Source organism: Streptomyces longwoodensis, assembly GCF_001514125.1.
In the GTDB taxonomy this organism is placed as follows: Bacteria; Actinomycetota; Actinomycetes; order Streptomycetales; family Streptomycetaceae; genus Streptomyces; species Streptomyces longwoodensis.
Window position 1 is genome coordinate 16,826 of sequence record NZ_KQ948568.1, and the last position, 16,947, is coordinate 33,772.

Sequence of the window (16,947 nt, forward strand, 5' to 3'; positions counted from 1 at the left end):
CCGACCCGCCTCCCGTAGCCGCTCCCACGAGGAGGTGCCGTCATGACGGTCATGGAGCAGCGAGGCGCTTACCGGCCCACGCCGCCGCCCGCCTGGCAGCCCCGTATGGACGCCGCGCCGCTGCTGCCCGACCCGGAGCCCTACCGCGTCCTGGGCACGGAGGCCGCCGCGAAGGCGGACCCCGGGCTGCTGCGCCGGCTCCACGCCGAGCTGGTCCGCGGCCGGCGCTACAACGCGCAGGCGACCGCGCTCACCAAGCAGGGCCGCCTCGCCGTCTACCCCTCCAGCACCGGCCAGGAGGCCTGCGAGGTCGCCGCCGCGCTCGCGCTGGAGGAGCGCGACTGGCTCTTCCCCAGCTACCGCGACACGCTCGCCGCCGTCGCCCGGGGCGTGGACCCCGTCGAGGCGCTGACGCTGCTGCGCGGCGACTGGCACACCGGCTACGACCCCCACGAGCACCGGGTGGCGCCCCTGTCCACCCCGCTCGCCACCCAGCTCCCGCACGCCGTCGGCCTCGCGCACGCCGCCCGCCTCAAGGGCGACGACGTGGTCGCGCTCGCCATGGTCGGCGACGGCGGCACCAGCGAGGGCGACTTCCACGAGGCGCTGAACTTCGCCGCCGTGTGGCAGGCCCCGGTGGTCTTCCTCGTGCAGAACAACGGCTTCGCCATCTCCGTCCCGCTCGCCAAGCAGACCGCCGCGCCCTCCCTGGCCCACAAGGCCGTCGGGTACGGCATGCCGGGCCGCCTGGTCGACGGCAACGACGCCGTCGCCGTCCTGGAGGTCCTCACCGACGCCGTGCGGCGCGCGCGGACCGGCGGCGGCCCCACGCTCGTGGAGGCGATCACCTACCGCGTCGAGGCGCACACCAACGCCGACGACGCCACCCGCTACCGCGGCGACGCCGAGGTCGAGGCGTGGCGCGACCACGACCCGATCCTGCTGTTGGAGCGCGAGCTGACCGGGCGCGGACTGCTCGACGAGGACGGCATCGACGCCGCCCGCCAGGACGCCGAGACGTTCGCCGCGGCCCTGCGCGAGCGGATGAACCAGGACCCGTCGCTGGACCCGATGGACCTGTTCGACCACGTCTACGCCGAGCCCACCCCGCAGCTGCGCGAGCAGCGCGCGCTGCTGACCGCCGAACTCGAGGCCGAGCAGGAGGGTTCCCACTGATGGCCACCGTCGCCCTCAAGCCGGCCACCATGGCGCAGGCCCTCACGCGCGCGATGCGCGACGCCATGGCCGAGGACCCCACGGTGCACGTGATGGGCGAGGACGTCGGCACCCTCGGCGGCGTCTTCCGGGTCACCGACGGCCTCGCCAAGGAGTTCGGCGAGGACCGCTGCACGGACACCCCGCTCGCCGAGGCCGGCATCCTCGGCACCGCCGTCGGCATGGCCATGTACGGGCTGCGCCCGGTCGTGGAGATGCAGTTCGACGCGTTCGCCTACCCGGCGTTCGAGCAGCTGGTCAGCCACGTCGCCCGGATGCGCAACCGCACCCGCGGCCGGATGCCCCTGCCGATCACGGTCCGCATCCCCTACGGCGGCGGCATCGGCGGTGTCGAGCACCACAGCGACTCCTCCGAGGCGTACTACATGGCGACCCCGGGCCTGCACGTCGTCACGCCGGCCACCGTCCCCGACGCCTACGGGCTGCTGCGCGCGGCGATCGCCTCCGACGACCCGGTCGTCTTCCTCGAACCCAAGCGGCTGTACTGGTCGAAGGACACCTGGAACCCGGACGACCCGCAGACCGTCGAGCCGATAGGCCGTGCGGTGGTGCGGCGCTCCGGGCGCAGCGCCACGCTGATCACCTATGGTCCGTCGGTGCCCGTGTGCCTCGAAGCCGCCGAGGCGGCCCGGGCGGAGGGCTGGGACCTGGAGGTCGTCGACCTGCGTTCCCTGGTGCCGTTCGACGACGAGACGGTCTGCGCCTCGGTCCGGCGGACCGGCCGCGCGGTCGTCGTGCACGAGTCGGGCTCCTTCGGCGGCCCGGGCGGGGAGATCGCGGCCCGCGTCACGGAGCGCTGCTTCCACCACCTGGAGGCACCGGTGCTGCGCGTGGCCGGCTTCGACGTCCCGTACCCGCCGCCCATGCTGGAGCGCCACCACCTGCCCGGCGTCGACCGCATCCTGGACGCCGTGGCGCGTCTGCAGTGGGAGGCCGGTCACTGATGGCACAGGTGCTGGAGTTCAAGCTGCCCGACCTCGGTGAGGGGCTCACCGAGGCGGAGATCGTGCGCTGGCTGGTCCAGGTGGGCGACGTCGTCGCCATCGACCAGCCGGTCGTCGAGGTCGAGACGGCCAAGGCGATGGTCGAGGTGCCCTGCCCCTACGGCGGTGTGGTCACCGCCCGCTTCGGCGAGGAGGGCACCGAACTGCCCGTCGGGGCACCGCTGCTGACCGTGGCGGTCGGCGCGGCGCCCTCCGACGGCCCCCAGGACGGCCCGGCCGACCGCTCCGGTGCCGCCCCGGCACGTGGTGCGGCCGAGGGCTCCGGCAACGTCCTCGTCGGGTACGGCACCGGCGAGCCCCCGGCCCGTCGGCGCCGCGTGCGGCCCACGGCGCCGCTCGCCCCGGCCGGTCCCGCTCCGACGGCCGCCGTGCCGACGCGGGCCGCCGGCGCTCGGGACACCCTCGGAACGGAGGCCCGGGACACCCTCGGAACGGAGGCCCCCCGCGCCACCGCGCACCGGAACGGCACCGGCACCGGCACCTTCCGGGGCGATGGGCCCGTCCCCGTCATCTCGCCCCTGGTCCGGCGCCTCGCGCGCGAGAACGGCCTTGACCTGCGGGAGTTGACCGGGTCCGGGCCCGACGGACTCATCCTGCGCGCCGACGTCGAGGAGGCGCTGCGGGCCGCCGCCCCGCAGGACGACAGGACCCGGCAGCCGGCCCTCGCCCACGCCCCCGCCCAGGCACCCGGGTCGGTCTCCTCCGCGCCCGCCGGAGGCATCCGCATCCCCCTGAAGGGCGTCCGGGGTGCCGTCGCCGACAAGCTCTCGCGCAGCCGGCGGGAGATCCCGGAGGCGACCTGCTGGGTCGACGCCGACGCGACCGAGCTGATGCGGGCCCGGGCCGCGATGAACGCGGCGGGCGGCCCGAAGATCTCCCTCCTCGCGCTGCTGGCCCGCATCTGCACGGCCGCCCTCGCCCGCTTCCCGGAGCTCAACTCCTCGGTGGACACGGAGGCCAGGGAGGTCGTCCAGTTCGACCACGTGCACCTGGGCTTCGCGGCACAGACCGACCGGGGCCTCGTCGTGCCGGTGGTGCGGGACGCCCACGCGAGGGACGCCGAGGCGCTCACCGCCGAGTTCGCCCGGCTGACCGAGGCGGGCCGGGCCGGGACGCTCACCCCGGCCGACCTGACCGGCGGCACCTTCACGCTGAACAACTACGGCGTGTTCGGCGTCGACGGCTCCACGCCGATCATCAACCACCCGGAGGCGGCCATGCTCGGCGTCGGCCGCATCGTGCCGAAGCCGTGGGTGCACGAGGGCGAGCTGGCCGTGCGCCAGGTCGTCCAGCTCTCGCTCACCTTCGACCACCGGGTGTGCGACGGCGGCACGGCGGGCGGTTTCCTGCGCTACGTCGCCGACTGCGTGGAGCGGCCGGCGGTCCTGTTGCGCACGCTGTGACGGCGCGGCCGGCGCGTTCCCCGTGATCGCGTCGGCCCGCATACTCGGGGGGTGACCCCGCACGAGCCCGACGACCCCGGCTCCCACGACCCCGCCGCCCGCGACCTCGGCTCCCACCCCCCTGGCTCCCACGCCTCCGGCGCCTACGACGCCGTCGTCCTCGCGGGTGGCGGTGCGCGACGGCTCGGCGGGGCCGACAAGCCGGGGCTGCGCGTCGGTGGCCGGGCCCTGCTGGACCGGGTGCTCGCCGCCTGCGCCGACGCCCGCACCACGGTCGTCGTCGCCGACCCGCGCCCGACCGTCCGCCCGGTGACGTGGGCCCGCGAAGACCCGCCCGGCGCGGGCCCGGTCGCCGCGCTGGACGCCGGTCTGCGCCGCACCGGCGCCGACCGGGTCGTCGTCCTCTCCGCCGACCTGCCCTTCCTCGGACGCGACACCGTACGGCGGCTGCTGTCCGCCCTGCGCTCGGGCGGCACGGACGGCGCCCTGCTCACCGACGCCGACGGCCGGGAGCAGCCCCTCGTCGCCGCCTACTCCGCGGCGGCGCTGCGCCGGGGCCTCGCCTCGCTCGGCGGCGCGCACGGCGGCCTCACCGGCCTGCCGCTGCGCCGGCTGACCGCCGCACTCGACCTCACCCGCGTCCCCGACCCCGTCGCGTCGTTCGACTGCGACACCTGGGACGACCTCGCCGCCGCCAGAGCACGCATCAGGGAGCATGGCCACGTGTTGGATGAATGGATTTCCGCAGTCAAGGACGAACTGGGCCTCGACCTGGACGTCGACACCGGCGTCCTGCTCGACCTCGCCCGGGACGCCGCCCACGGGGTGGCCCGTCCCGCCGCCCCCCTGACCACCTTCCTCGTCGGCTACGCCGCGGGGCGCGCCGGGGACGACCCGGAGGCCGTGGCGCACGCCGCCCGCAAGGCCGCCGCGCTCGCCCAGCGCTGGGCCGCCGAGGACTCCGCCGGGCAGCCCGACGTGGCACCCGACGCCACCCCGGACACCCGGCCGGACGCCGGATGACCGCCCGGGGCACCCGGGAGGACCGGGACGCCGACGACCTCGACGTCGAGGAGGCGCTCGCCCTCGTGAACGACGGCAACGGCTTCGACCGCGGGCCCGCCCGCGTCCCGGCCGCCGCCCCGGCGGAGGGCCGCGGGGGCCGCCCGAGCCGTGCGCACGACACTCCGCACCGGGCCACGCCCTGGCCGGAGGCCCGGGCCGTCGCCGCCCGGGCCGGCCGCGCCGCCGGAGCCCGTCGTACCCCCGTGTCGGTGAGCCTGGACGCCGCGCTCGGCCTGGTCCTCGCCGCTCCCCTGACCGCCCTGACCGACCTGCCCTCCTTCGACACCTCGGCCATGGACGGCTGGGCGGTCGCCGGCCCCGGCCCGTGGGACGTCCGGGACGAGGGCGTGCTGGCCGGGCAGACGGGGCCCGACACCCTCGCCGACGGCGAGGCCGTCCGCATCGCCACCGGTGCCAGGATCCCGGCGGACACCACCGCCGTCCTGCGCAGCGAGCACGGGCGCCTCGACGAGAAGGGGCGGCTGCACGCCTCCCCGGAGCCGTCCCCCGGCCAGGACATCCGTCCGCGCGGCCAGGAGTGCCGCAACGGCGACCAGTTGCTGCCCCACGGGGCGGTCATCACCCCGGCCGTCCTGGGGCTCGCGGCGGCCGCCGGGTACGACACGCTCAGCGCCGTGCCCCGGCCGCGCGCCGAGGTGCTGGTGCTCGGCGACGAACTGCTCACCGAGGGCCGCCCGCACGACGGTCTGATCCGGGACGCGCTCGGGCCGATGCTGCCGCCGTGGCTGCGCGCGCTGGGCGCGGAAGTCGTGGCCGTGCGCCGGCTGGGCGATGACGCCAAGGCCCTGCAGCGGGCCGTCGGCTCCTCGACGGCCGACCTGATCGTCACCACCGGGGGCACCGCCGGGGGACCGGTGGACCACGTCCACCCCGTCCTGCGCCGGCTGGAGGCGGAGCTGCTCGTCGACGGGGTGAAGGTGCGCCCCGGGCACCCCATGCTGCTGGCCCGCCTCGCGAACGGCCGGCACCTGGTCGGCCTGCCCGGCAACCCGCTGGCGGCCGTCTCCGGCCTGCTCACGCTCGCCGAACCGCTGCTGGGTGCCCTGGCCACCCGCCCGGCCCCCGAGCCGTACACGCTGGCCCTGCGGGACGCGGTGCACGGTCATCCGTACGACACCCGGCTGATCCCGGTCGTGCTGCGCGGCGACGCCGCGGTGCCGCTGCACTACAACGGCCCGGCGATGCTGCGCGGCATCGCGGCCGCCGACGCCCTGGCCGTGGTGCCCCCGGGCGGAGCGCGGGCCGGTCAGGAGACGGAACTGCTCGACCTGCCCTGGGCGGCGGCCGGAATCGGGGCGTGTTTCACGTGAAACACGCTCAGACCGCCTCGGTCTGCACCGGGCGGCTGACCGTGATCACCCGGTCCCCGGCGCGGAGCACGTCCAGCCGGGGGTCGGCGTAGTTCAGCAGGTCCTTGCCCCTTATCACCGCCACCACCAGGTCGGCGCAGGCCCGGGGGCTCCGGCCGGCCTCCTCGGCCGTGACGGGACGCTCGATGAGGTCCAGGCCGCTGCCGAGGGTCATCAGGTCCTCCAGCGTGCCGGCCACGACCGGGCTGACCATGGCGACCCCGAGCAGCCGGCCCGCGGAGCTGGAGCTGGTGATGACGGTGTCCGCGCCGGACTGCTTGAGCAGGGGCACGTTTTCGTCCTCGCGGGCGGCGACGACGATCGTGGCCCGCCGGTTGAGCTGGCGGGCGGTCAGGCTGACCAGGGCGGCGGTGTCGTCGCGCTGGGGAGCGACGATCACCCGGGCCGCGGTGCGCACCTCGGCCCTCATCAGGGTCTCGGAACGGGTGGCGTCGCCGGTGACGGCGACGAGGCCGTTGTCGCCGGCCATATCGGCCACCTTGCGCTGGGCGTCCACCACGACGATGCGTTCCTTGGAGACGCCCTGCCCCACCAGGGTCTCCACCGCGTGCCGGCCCTTGGTGCCGTAGCCGACCACGATCACGTGGTTGCGGATGCGGGAGCGCCAGCGGTGGATGCGGACCTGCTGGCGGGTGCGCTCGGTCAGCACCTCCAGGGTGGTGCCGACCAGGATGATCAGGAACAGCACGCGCAGCGGTGTGATCACCAGGATGTTGACCAGCCGCGCCGAGTCGCTGACCGGGGTGATGTCGCCGTAGCCGGTCGTGGAGAGGGTGACGGTGGCGTAGTAGGCCGAGTCGAGGAGGTCCACGCCGTCGTCGGCGTTGTCGTGGTAGCCGCCGCTGTCGAGGTAGACGATCAGGGTGGTGACCGCCAGCACGACCAGGGCCAGGGCGAGGCGCTGGAGCACCTGCTGGAGGGGCGGCCGGGCGGTGTGCACCGGCATGGTGAGCGAGCGGCTCGCCTCGGCGTCGTCCCGGGCGTCGCTGCGTGAGCGGTACCAGAGGGACTTCAGCAGGGAGAGCCTCCCCGGATCGCCGGGCCCGCTCCCGTGGTCCTTCATCGTGCTCCCCCTGTCATCGCGTGCCCCCTGTGGTGCGAACCGATCGATGGGCACCATGGTCGCGGGCCGCGTCGCCGACGTCAGCCCGCCACACGAGCCCGTACCCGGGTTTCGCCGATCGTTCCGGAGGATTTCCTTGCGCGACCACACCGTCGTCGTCGGATTCGGCACCAAGGGACGGTCCGCCATCCGGGCCGCCTGCGCCAACGGGCTGCGCAAGGAGCAGGTCGTGGTGGTCGACCCCAGCGCCAAGGTGGTCGAGGCCGCCGCGGCCGAGGGGTACGAGGGCGTCGTCGGCGACGCCACCCGCAGCGACGTGCTGCGCCGGGCGGAGGTGCAGCGGGCCGGGCGCATCATCATCGCCACCCAGCGCGACGACACCGCGGTCCTCGTGACGCTCACCGCCCGCCAGCTCAACCGCGGGGCGAAGATCGTCGCCGCGGTGCGGGAGGAGGAGAACGCGCCCCTGCTGCGCCAGTCCGGCGCCGACGACGTCATCACCAGCGCGGGGGCGGCCGGACGGCTGCTGGGCCTGTCGGTGCTGAGCCCGGCGGCCGGGCGGGTGCTGGAGGACCTGCTGCACCAGGGCACCGGCCTGGACATCGTCGAGCGCCCGGTGACCAAGGCGGAGACGGGCCGCGCCCCGCGCGACACGGACGACCTGGTGGTGAGCGTCGTCCGGGGCCACCGGGTGCTGGCGTACGACGACCCGGGCATCGGCGTGCTGGAGCCGATGGACCGGGTGGTGACCATCGTGCGGGTGGAGCCGCAGCACGGCTGAGCCGGGGACCGGGCGGGCACCGGCCGCGGGCGTACGGCCGGTGCGGCGACGAGTGCGCGGACCCGCCCCCGACCCGCCGTCGTGGCGCAGGGGACCGGGGGTAGCGTCCTTTGCATGCATGCGATCACGATTCCCGAACCTGGTGGGCCGCAGGCGCTGGTGTGGGCCGAGGTCCCCGATCCCGTGCCCGGCGAGGGCGAGGTCCTGGTCGAGGTGGTGGCCAGCGCCGTCAACCGCGCCGACATCCTCCAGCGGCAGGGCTTCTACGACCCCCCGCCCGGCGCGTCCCCCTACCCCGGCCTGGAGTGCGCCGGCCGGGTGGCCGCCATCGGGCCCGCAGTGTCCGGCTGGAGCGTGGGCGACGAGGTGTGCGCGCTGCTCGCGGGCGGCGGCTACGCCGAGAAGGTCGCCGTGCCGGCGGGCCAGCTGCTGCCCGTGCCCAAGGGCGTGGACCTCACCCGGGCCGCGGCCCTGCCGGAGGTGGTCTGCACGGTCTGGTCCAACGTGTTCATGGTCGCCCACCTGCGCCCGGGCGAGACGCTGCTCGTGCACGGCGGTTCCAGCGGCATCGGCACCATGGCGATCCAGCTCGCCAAGGCCGTCGGCGCGAAGGTCGCGGTCACCGCGGGGACGCGGGCCAAGCTCGAGCGGTGCGCCGAGCTGGGCGCGGACATCCTGATCAACTACCGCGATCAGGACTTCGTCGAGGAGGTCAAGAAGGCCACCGACGGCGCGGGTGCGGACGTCATCCTCGACAACATGGGCGCCAAGTACCTGGACCGCAACGTGCGGGCGCTCGCCGTCAACGGTCGGCTGGCGATCATCGGCATGCAGGGCGGGGCCAAGGCCGAGCTGAACATCGGGGCCCTGCTCAGCAAGCGCGCCGCCGTCAGCGCGACCTCGCTGCGGGCCCGCCCGCTGGAGGAGAAGGCGGCGATCGTGGCGGCCGTTCGCGAGCACGTCTGGCCCCTGGTGGACGGCGGTCACGTCCGCCCGGTCGTGGACCGCGAGGTGCCGATGCCGGACGCCGCCGAGGCGCACCGGATCGTGGAGGAGAGCGGCCACGTCGGCAAGGTGCTGCTGGTGACGTCACCGGCCTGACGACCGCGGCGCGCGGGGCTCACGGCTCCCAGGGCCCACGGCTTCCCGGGCTCACGGCTCCCACGTGCGGCGCAGGCGCAGGGCCAGGAACGCGATGCCCAGGCCCAGGCCGATGAGGATCAGCCCGCTGCCGAGCGGGACGATGCGCAGCACCCGCTCGGCGGGCTGCTCGGCCGCGGAGCCGGAGGCGCTGGAGGGCGTCACCGCGGGCGACGGGTCGGAGACCTGGCCGGTGCCGTCGCCCGCCAGGTCCTCGCCCGCGTCCTGGTCCTCGCCCAGGTCGGCCACCTGGTCCGGCTCGTCGGCCGCCCCGGCGTCGGTGTCCCCGGCCGGGTCGCCGGAGGCGTGCACGTCCTCGGTGCGCCCCGGCCGCAGGCGTCCCTCCCCGGCCCGGCTCCCGGCCCGCTCGGGGTCCCGGGGCGACGCGGACGCGGACCCGGAACGGCGCCCGCCGTCCGCCCCCGTCGCGGAGGCCGAGAGGGACCCCTGCGGGGACGCGTGTCCCGAGCCGGGTCCCGACCCGGGGTGGTCGCCGTGCGCCTGGCCGTCCGGCGGGTCCTGGTCATGACGGCCGCCCGCCCCCTGGTGCCCGCCGCCCGGGTGCGAGCCGGACCCCGGGTCGTCGCCGCCCCCGGAGCCGTGCTCGACCGCCGTACCGGCGGCCGTACCCGTGCCCGGGCCCGGCCCGGCCGAGGGAGTCGCCGACGCGGCCGACACCGCCGTACCGCCCTCGTGTGCTTCGTGCGGCGTGTCGAACGCGCCGACCGTCCCGCACGCGAGCAGCACCGCCCCCGTCACACACCCCGCACGCCACCATGCCGTCACGGGGACAAGCGTCACATGGGAGGACGAACACGGCATTTCCGGTGCACCCGTCCGTTCCTTCCGGGCCCGGTTGAGGAGAGCGAATCTTCAGCCATGGGGGGCGGCACCGTGATCGGGTGGGGGCGTGGGGGACAATGGGCGGCATGGAGATGCCGAGGAACGAAGGGTCGCCGGAGAACGCCCAGAGGATCCTGGTCGTGGGCCAGGACGGCATGGCGCTCGGGGGCATGGACGCGGACGACGACTCCCGCGAGACCCCGGTGACGGAGCAGGTCGAGCAGCCGGCCAAGGTGATGCGGATCGGCAGCATGATCAAGCAGCTCCTGGAGGAGGTGCGCGCCGCTCCCCTCGACGAGGCGAGCCGCGCCCGGCTCAAGGAGATCCACGCCAGCTCCGTGAAGGAGCTGGAGGACGGCCTCGCCCCGGAACTCGTGGAGGAGCTGGAACGGCTCTCCCTGCCGTTCAACGAGGAGGCGACGCCCTCGGACGCGGAACTGCGGATCGCGCAGGCCCAGTTGGTGGGCTGGCTGGAGGGCCTGTTCCACGGCATCCAAACCACGCTGTTCGCCCAGCAGATGGCCGCGCGGGCCCAGTTGGAGCAGATGCGCCGGGCGCTGCCGCCGGGAGCCGTGCCGGAGGGCGCGGACGACCCCCGCGCGGGCGGCCGTTCGGGCGGCCCGTACCTGTAGTCCCGCCGGTCCGCCGGACAACCGACACACACGAGGGGCCCGGCGATCTCGCCGGGCCCCGCTTCGTGACCGGCGGCTCAGGACGCCGGGTTGCCCGTGGACACCTTCAGCTCGATCTGCGGCATGCTCTTGGGGTCGACGTCCGTCCCCGCGGACGGGAACTGGTCCATCACCGTGCCGTCGCCGTAGGTGTTCTCGTCGACGGGCGTGACCTTCCACGTCCAGCCGGCGGCCTGGAAGCACTCCTTGACCGACTTGACGTACTTGAACTTGAAGCTCGGCACCCGGATCTTGCTGGGGTCGTTGTACGACTCCTCCGGCTCCGAGCACTCGCTCGCGTCGATCGTCTTGGACGTGTCCGGCCCGCGGTAGCCCGACGCGTGCGAGGCCGTCGCGGACGCCGAGGCGCTGCCACCGCTGCCGCCGCCCTTGTCGTCGTCCCCGCCCGCGTTCGCCATCAGCGCGGCGATCAGCGCGCCGACCGCCACCACCGCGACGAGCACCGAGCCGATGATGACCGGCCGGTTGCCCTTGCCGCCGCCCCCGGAGGACGCCGGGGCGGGGTGCTGCTGCGGGGTGAGGTTGTAGGTGGGCTGCTGGGCGCCGTAGGACGCGGGCGCCTGGTAGCCGCCCTGCTGCGGGTAGCCGTACGACGGCGCGGGCGTCGAGGGCTGCGGGGTGCCGTACGGGTTCGGCGCCGGGGTGTGCGGCTGGTACGGCGTCTGCACGGCGCCCGCCGGCGGGGTGCCCTGGCCGACCGGCGGGAACACCGCGGAGCCGACGCCGGAGCCGCTCTGCGTCGGCGCGCCCGGGACGATGCTCGGCGGGGCGGCCTGGAAGGAGGCGGCGACCCGCAGGCACTCGTCGCGCATGGCGACGGCGGTGGGGAAGCGTTCGTTGGGGTTCTTCTTCAGCGCGCGGGCGACCAGCGCGTCCACCGCCGGGGGCAGCGCGCGGTTGATCGAGGAGGGCGCGACCGGCTCCTCCTGCACGTGCGCGTACGCGATCGCGAGCGGTGAATCGGCGTCGAACGGCAGCCGCCCGGTCACCAGTTGGAACAGCATGATGCCGACCGAGTACAGGTCGGAGCGGGCGTCCACGCCCCGGCCGAGCGCCTGCTCGGGCGAGAGGTACTGCGGGGTGCCGACGACCATGCCGGTCTGGGTCATCGAGGTGACGCCCGACTGCATCGCGCGCGCGATGCCGAAGTCCATCACCTTGACGACGCCGCGCTTGGTCATCATCACGTTGCCCGGCTTGATGTCGCGGTGCACCAGCCCCATCTCGTGGCTGATCTCCAGCGCCGCCAGCACGTCGGCGGTGACCTTCAGGGCCTTGTCGGCGGGCATCGCGCCGAACTGCCGCAGGTCCTCGTCCAGGACCGAGCCGAGCGGGCGGCCCTCGACGTACTCCATGACGATGTACGGCGTCGTCATGCCGTCGACGTCGTCCTCGCCGGTGTCGAAGACGGAGACGATGTTGGTGTGGGTGAGCTTCGCCACGGCCTGCGCCTCGCGCCGGAACCGCTCGCGGAAGGCCTGTTCACGGCCGAGCTCGGTGTGCAGCGTCTTGATGGCGACCTGTCGGTCCAGCACGGCGTCGTACGCCAGGTGCACCGAGGCCATGCCGCCCTCGCCGAGCAAGTCGCGCAGCTGGTAACGGCCGCCGGCGAGCGCCCGCCCCGCGTACCGGCCGTGTGCGCCGTCCTGGCTCATCTCTTCGCGTCCCCCATCGGCCTTCCGGCGCCGGCCCGACTGTCACCGCCCCGGCCGTCGGTGGTGCGGACGGCGCGGGCAATGATCGAAAGTGTCATTACCGGCCAAGTCTGCCCGAGGGCACCGACACGTCAAGCTCGGTGCCCGTTCCGTGACCGTACGCGAAAGAAGCGTCGCGCAAGCGTTACAGCGGACCCGCATCGGCCCCACAGGATTTGCACGTGGAGAGCCGCTGGAGGTTTCATGTCCGGTCCGTCTCGGTCCGGTAACCCCGGACGACCCGGTCCGGCGGCTTGCGCGGAGGCTGTAGCGTGGCCGACGGAGACCGTGACAACACCGCGCGCACCGCGGGCAGAAACGACGGCGAGGACTGATGGCACAGCAGCAGCGCTCTCAGGGCCCGTCCGACCCCGAGGCGACTGGCGGCGGCATGTCGGACGCGCCGGAGCACTGGGGCAACGGCGGGCTCGTCGGCGACGGCCGGTACCGGCTGACCAGCAGGCTCGGCCGGGGCGGCATGGCCGAGGTGTTCGCGGCCGAGGACGTACGGCTGGGCCGCACCGTCGCGGTCAAGCTGCTGCGCGCCGACCTCGCCGAGGACCCGGTGTCCAAGGCCCGCTTCACGCGTGAGGCCCAGTCGGTGGCCGGGCTCAACCACCACGCCATCGTCGCCGTGTACGACTCCGGCGAGGACGTGGTGGGCGGCCAGAGCGTGCCGTACATCGTCATGGAGCTGGTCGAGGGGCGCACGATCCGCGACCTGCTCCTCAACGCCGAGGCGCCGGGCCCCGAACAGGCCCTGATCATCGTCTCCGGCGTGCTGGAGGCGCTGGCCTACTCGCACCAGCACGGCATCGTGCACCGCGACATCAAGCCGGCCAACGTGATCATCACCCACAACGGCGCCGTGAAGGTCATGGACTTCGGCATCGCGCGCGCCCTGCACGGCGCGTCGACCACCATGACGCAGACCGGCATGGTGATGGGCACCCCGCAGTACCTGTCGCCCGAGCAGGCCCTCGGCAAGGCCGTCGACCACCGCTCCGACCTGTACGCCACCGGCTGCCTGCTGTACGAACTCCTCTCGCTGCGCCCACCGTTCGTGGGCGAGACCCCGCTGTCGGTGGTCTACCAGCACGTGCAGGACATCCCGACGCCGCCGTCGTCGGTCGCGGAGGGCACCTGCCCGCCGGAGCTGGACGGCCTCGTCATGCGCTCCCTGGCCAAGGAACCCGACGACCGGTTCCAGACGGCCGAGGAGATGCGCGGCATGGTGCAGTACGCGCTGCAGATGCTGTACGACCAGGGCGGCCACACCGGCACCTGGAACACCGGTCCGGTCGACGCCGCTCCGGCCGCGGCGGCCGGGGCCGGGTTCGCGGCGACCTCCGTCATGGCCAACCCGGGCGCCGTCGACGGCACCTCGCAGATCCCCCAGCCGCTCCTGGTCGGCGGGTACGGCAACGGCGACGAGGGCGGCTTCGAGGGTCACGGCAACAAGGGCAGCGGGCGCGGCAAGCTGTGGGTGCTGGTCGTCCTCGCGGTGATCGCCGTCGTCGCGGGCGTGGCCCTCGCGCTGAACAACGCCGGCGGCAACGGCACCAAGGGCGGTACGACGAAGTCGCCGTCGCCCTCGCCGAGCGCCACCCGGGAGTCGTCCAGCCCGTCGCCGTCCGACGAGGAGAGCGACCAGTCCTCCGGGAGCTCCTCGGAGGAGGACTCCGGTTCGAACTCCGGCTCGCACTACTCACCGTCGTACAAGCCCTCCGACAAGCCGTCGTACTCGCCGTCGAGCGAGCCGAGCAGCGACCCCTCCTCCGAGCCGTCGAGCGAGCCGAGCGACGACCAGCCGAGCGACCCGGGCACGACCGGCGGCGGGACGACCGACGGGGGGACCACCGACGGCGGCACCACCGACGGTGGCACCACCACGACCGGCGGGACGACCGACGGCGCCGCGAACGGCGGTACCAACCCCGGCGGCACCACCGCCGGCTGACCCCGCTCTCCTCCCGCACGCGCGCGTGGGGCCGTCCGGCCCGCCACGCGCGTGTCGCGTTTCGGCCCCCGCCGCGCCCCCCGCCGGGCCCCGTGCACCGGTGGAAAAACCGACTTTTCCGGTTTCGTCCACGGGATCCACCTCACAGAGGACTCTTCCCGTGACCTGGGTGAGCGGGATAACGTGCCGTTGCTCCGGCCTCCTGCAAGGCTGTGACCAGCGTCCTTCCCGGCTCTGCGGATTTACTTGGAAATCCAAGCAAAAACGCAGGTCAGGAGGGGTTTCACAGAAATGTGGAGCACTGGGTAACGTGACTGTTGCAGGGCGCTCGCCGGGGCACCTGTCACGCCTGTTCCCGGCCGAGTGGCACCCACCCCGTGCCCGGATGTCGGAAAACAGGTGAGCCGCACTGGTTCCCGGCAACCCCGGGGGCCGGACCGACGGAGGAGCACACGTGACCGTGGAGAGCACTGCCGCGCGACAGCCGCGACGCAGCGCCGGAGGCAAGGCCGGCACCACCGGCACCAAGGCGGCCGGCACCACCGGCACCAAGCGCACCACCACTCGCACGACCGCCCGCACGGCGGCCGCCGAGCCCGAGCTCGTCCAGCTGCTCACGCCCGAGGGCGAGCGGGTGAAGAACGCCGAGTACGACCGCTACGTCGACGGCATCACCCCGGAGGAGCTGCGCGGCCTGTACCGCGACATGGTGCTCACCCGCCGTTTCGACGCCGAGGCCACCGCCCTGCAGCGCCAGGGCGAGCTGGGCCTGTGGGCGTCCCTGCTGGGCCAGGAGGCCGCCCAGATCGGCTCCGGCCGCGCCACCCGCGAGGACGACTACGTCTTCCCCACCTACCGCGAGCACGGCGTGGCCTGGTGCCGCGGCGTCGACCCGACCAACCTGCTGGGCATGTTCCGCGGCGTGAACAACGGCGGCTGGGACCCCAACGAGAACAACTTCCACCTGTACACGATCGTCATCGGCTCCCAGGCGCTGCACGCCACGGGCTACGCCATGGGCATCACCAAGGACGGCGCGGACAGCGCGGTGATCGCCTACTTCGGCGACGGCGCCTCCAGCCAGGGCGACGTCAGCGAGGCGTTCAACTTCGCGGCGGTCTACAACGCCCCGGTGGTGTTCTTCTGCCAGAACAACCAGTGGGCGATCTCCGAGTCCAACGAGAAGCAGACCCGCGTGCCGCTCTACCAGCGCGCCCAGGGCTTCGGCTTCCCCGGCGTCCGGGTCGACGGCAACGACGTGCTGGCCTCGCTCGCGGTCACCCGCTGGGCGCTGGAGCGGGCCCGGCGCGGCGAGGGTCCCGCCCTGATCGAGGCGTGGACGTACCGCATGGGCGCCCACACCACCTCCGACGACCCGACGCGCTACCGGCACGACGACGAGCGCGCGGCCTGGGAGGCCAAGGACCCGATCCTGCGCCTGCGCCGGTACCTGGAGTCCGTACACCACACGGACGAGGGATTCTTCGCGGAACTCGAGACCGAGTCCGAGGCGTTGGGCAAGCGCGTGCGCGAAGCGGTCCGCGCCATGCAGGACCCGGACCACTTCGCCATCTTCGAGAACGTGTACGCGGACGGGCACGCGCTCGTCGACGAGGAGCGCGCCCAGTTCGCCGCCTACCAGGCGTCGTTCGCGGACGTCGAGGGGGTCTGACATGGCAGCGGACGTGACAGCGAAGAACCTTCCCCTGGCCAAGGCGATCAACGAGTCGCTGCGCCGTGCCCTGGAGGAGGACCCCAAGGTCCTCATCATGGGTGAGGACGTCGGCAAGCTCGGCGGTGTCTTCCGGGTGACCGACGGCCTGCAGAAGGACTTCGGCGAGGACCGGGTCATCGACACCCCGCTCGCCGAGTCGGGCATCGTCGGCACCGCGATCGGCCTGGCGCTGCGCGGCTACCGGCCGGTGGTGGAGATCCAGTTCGACGGCTTCGTCTTCCCGGCCTACGACCAGATCGTCACGCAGCTCGCGAAGATGCACGCGCGCTCGCTGGGCAAGGTCAAGCTCCCGGTCGTCGTGCGCATCCCCTACGGCGGCGGCATCGGCGCGGTCGAGCACCACTCGGAGTCCCCCGAGTCGCTCTTCGCGCACGTGTCGGGCCTGAAGGTGGTCAGCCCGTCGAACGCGTCGGACGCCTACTGGATGATGCAGCAGGCCATCCAGAGCGACGACCCGGTGATCTACTTCGAGCCCAAGCGGCGCTACTGGGACAAGGGCGAGGTCTCCGCCGAGGCCATCCCCGGCCCGCTGCACAAGGCGCGGGTGGTGCGCGAGGGCACCGACCTCACGCTCGCCGCCTACGGCCCGATGGTCAAGCTCTGCCAGGAGGTCGCCGACGCGGCCGCCGAGGAGGGCAGGAGCCTGGAGGTCCTCGACCTGCGCTCCATCTCCCCGCTGGACTTCGACACCGTCCAGGCGTCGGTCGAGAAGACCCGCCGGCTGGTCGTGGTGCACGAGGCGCCGGTGTTCTTCGGCTCGGGCGCGGAGATCGCCGCGCGCATCACCGAGCGCTGCTTCTACCACCTGGAGGCCCCGGTGCTCCGGGTCGGCGGCTACCACGCCCCGTACCCGCCGGCGCGCCTGGAGGAGGAGTACCTGCCGGGGCTGGACCGGGTGCTCGACGCCGTCGACCGTGCCCTGGCGTACTGAGGAGAGGGT

General features: G+C 74.0%; 13 protein-coding genes and 1 pseudogene. 11 read left to right on the plus strand and 3 right to left on the minus strand.

Annotated features, from left to right (window positions below):
• The first annotated feature begins 42 nt into the window (after positions 1 to 42).
• Genes pdhA (AQJ30_RS35365) through AQJ30_RS35385 form a run of 5 tightly spaced genes read left to right on the plus strand, consistent with a single transcriptional unit; the run spans position 43 to position 6,039 of the window.
• Positions 43 to 1,176: a pyruvate dehydrogenase (acetyl-transferring) E1 component subunit alpha gene (gene pdhA, locus AQJ30_RS35365; protein WP_067242049.1), complete on the plus strand. Its 1,134-nt coding sequence runs from the start codon at positions 43 to 45 to the stop codon at positions 1,174 to 1,176.
• Positions 1,176 to 2,180, plus strand: coding sequence for an alpha-ketoacid dehydrogenase subunit beta (locus tag AQJ30_RS35370; RefSeq protein ID WP_067242052.1), 1,005 nt, complete (start codon positions 1,176 to 1,178; stop codon positions 2,178 to 2,180). The genes pdhA (AQJ30_RS35365) and AQJ30_RS35370 overlap by 1 nt, the downstream gene beginning before the upstream one ends.
• Positions 2,180 to 3,643: a dihydrolipoamide acetyltransferase family protein gene (locus AQJ30_RS35375; RefSeq protein ID WP_067242053.1), complete on the plus strand. Its 1,464-nt coding sequence runs from the start codon at positions 2,180 to 2,182 to the stop codon at positions 3,641 to 3,643. Before AQJ30_RS35370 ends, AQJ30_RS35375 begins: the two co-directional genes overlap by 1 nt.
• 51 nt (positions 3,644 to 3,694) lie before the next feature.
• The gene (locus AQJ30_RS35380; protein ID WP_067242056.1) at positions 3,695 to 4,666 is read left to right on the plus strand and encodes an NTP transferase domain-containing protein; all 972 of its coding nucleotides are present in this window, start codon (positions 3,695 to 3,697) and stop codon (positions 4,664 to 4,666) included.
• Complete coding sequence (locus AQJ30_RS35385) at positions 4,663 to 6,039, plus strand: molybdopterin molybdotransferase MoeA (RefSeq protein ID WP_067242058.1); 1,377 nt, start codon at positions 4,663 to 4,665, stop codon at positions 6,037 to 6,039. Before AQJ30_RS35380 ends, AQJ30_RS35385 begins: the two co-directional genes overlap by 4 nt.
• A gap of 7 nt (positions 6,040 to 6,046) precedes the next feature.
• On the opposite strand, the gene AQJ30_RS35390 is transcribed toward AQJ30_RS35385, so the two are convergent.
• On the minus strand, positions 6,047 to 7,162 hold the full coding sequence (locus AQJ30_RS35390; protein ID WP_169808515.1) for a potassium channel family protein: 1,116 nt from the start codon (positions 7,160 to 7,162) through the stop codon (positions 6,047 to 6,049).
• 127 nt (positions 7,163 to 7,289) lie between these two features.
• On the opposite strand from AQJ30_RS35390, the pseudogene AQJ30_RS35395 reads away from it, so the two are divergent.
• Positions 7,290 to 7,943, plus strand: a pseudogene (locus tag AQJ30_RS35395) (potassium channel family protein); the annotation flags it as partial.
• Between the two features lie 114 nt (positions 7,944 to 8,057).
• Positions 8,058 to 9,044, plus strand: a complete 987-nt coding sequence (locus AQJ30_RS35400; RefSeq protein ID WP_067242060.1) for an NAD(P)H-quinone oxidoreductase — start codon at positions 8,058 to 8,060, stop codon at positions 9,042 to 9,044.
• 51 nt (positions 9,045 to 9,095) lie between these two features.
• Here AQJ30_RS35400 and AQJ30_RS35405 read toward each other — a convergent pair whose 3' ends face one another.
• Positions 9,096 to 9,869, minus strand: a complete 774-nt coding sequence (locus AQJ30_RS35405; RefSeq protein ID WP_159052426.1) for a hypothetical protein — start codon at positions 9,867 to 9,869, stop codon at positions 9,096 to 9,098.
• Between the two features lie 143 nt (positions 9,870 to 10,012).
• On the opposite strand from AQJ30_RS35405, the gene AQJ30_RS35410 reads away from it, so the two are divergent.
• On the plus strand, positions 10,013 to 10,558 hold the full coding sequence (locus AQJ30_RS35410; RefSeq protein WP_067242064.1) for a bacterial proteasome activator family protein: 546 nt from the start codon (positions 10,013 to 10,015) through the stop codon (positions 10,556 to 10,558).
• Between the two features lie 77 nt (positions 10,559 to 10,635).
• Here AQJ30_RS35410 and AQJ30_RS35415 read toward each other — a convergent pair whose 3' ends face one another.
• The gene (locus AQJ30_RS35415; RefSeq protein WP_067242066.1) at positions 10,636 to 12,273 is read right to left on the minus strand and encodes a Stk1 family PASTA domain-containing Ser/Thr kinase; all 1,638 of its coding nucleotides are present in this window, start codon (positions 12,271 to 12,273) and stop codon (positions 10,636 to 10,638) included.
• Positions 12,274 to 12,646: 373 nt separating this feature from the next.
• Between AQJ30_RS35415 and AQJ30_RS35420 the strand changes: the two genes are divergently transcribed.
• The 3 genes from AQJ30_RS35420 to AQJ30_RS35430 all read left to right on the plus strand — a co-directional run bounded on the left by AQJ30_RS35420 (position 12,647) and on the right by AQJ30_RS35430 (position 16,938).
• Positions 12,647 to 14,272: a protein kinase domain-containing protein gene (locus AQJ30_RS35420; RefSeq protein ID WP_067242069.1), complete on the plus strand. Its 1,626-nt coding sequence runs from the start codon at positions 12,647 to 12,649 to the stop codon at positions 14,270 to 14,272.
• A 454-nt stretch (positions 14,273 to 14,726) separates the two neighbouring features.
• Entirely contained in the window at positions 14,727 to 15,944 is a 1,218-nt protein-coding gene (pdhA, locus tag AQJ30_RS35425) for a pyruvate dehydrogenase (acetyl-transferring) E1 component subunit alpha (RefSeq protein WP_067242071.1), read from the plus strand.
• A 1-nt stretch (position 15,945) separates the two neighbouring features.
• Positions 15,946 to 16,938 carry an alpha-ketoacid dehydrogenase subunit beta gene (locus tag AQJ30_RS35430; RefSeq protein WP_067242073.1) on the plus strand — a complete coding sequence of 331 codons (993 nt, stop codon included), beginning with the start codon at positions 15,946 to 15,948 and terminating at the stop codon, positions 16,936 to 16,938.
• Positions 16,939 to 16,947: the final 9 nt, after the last annotated feature.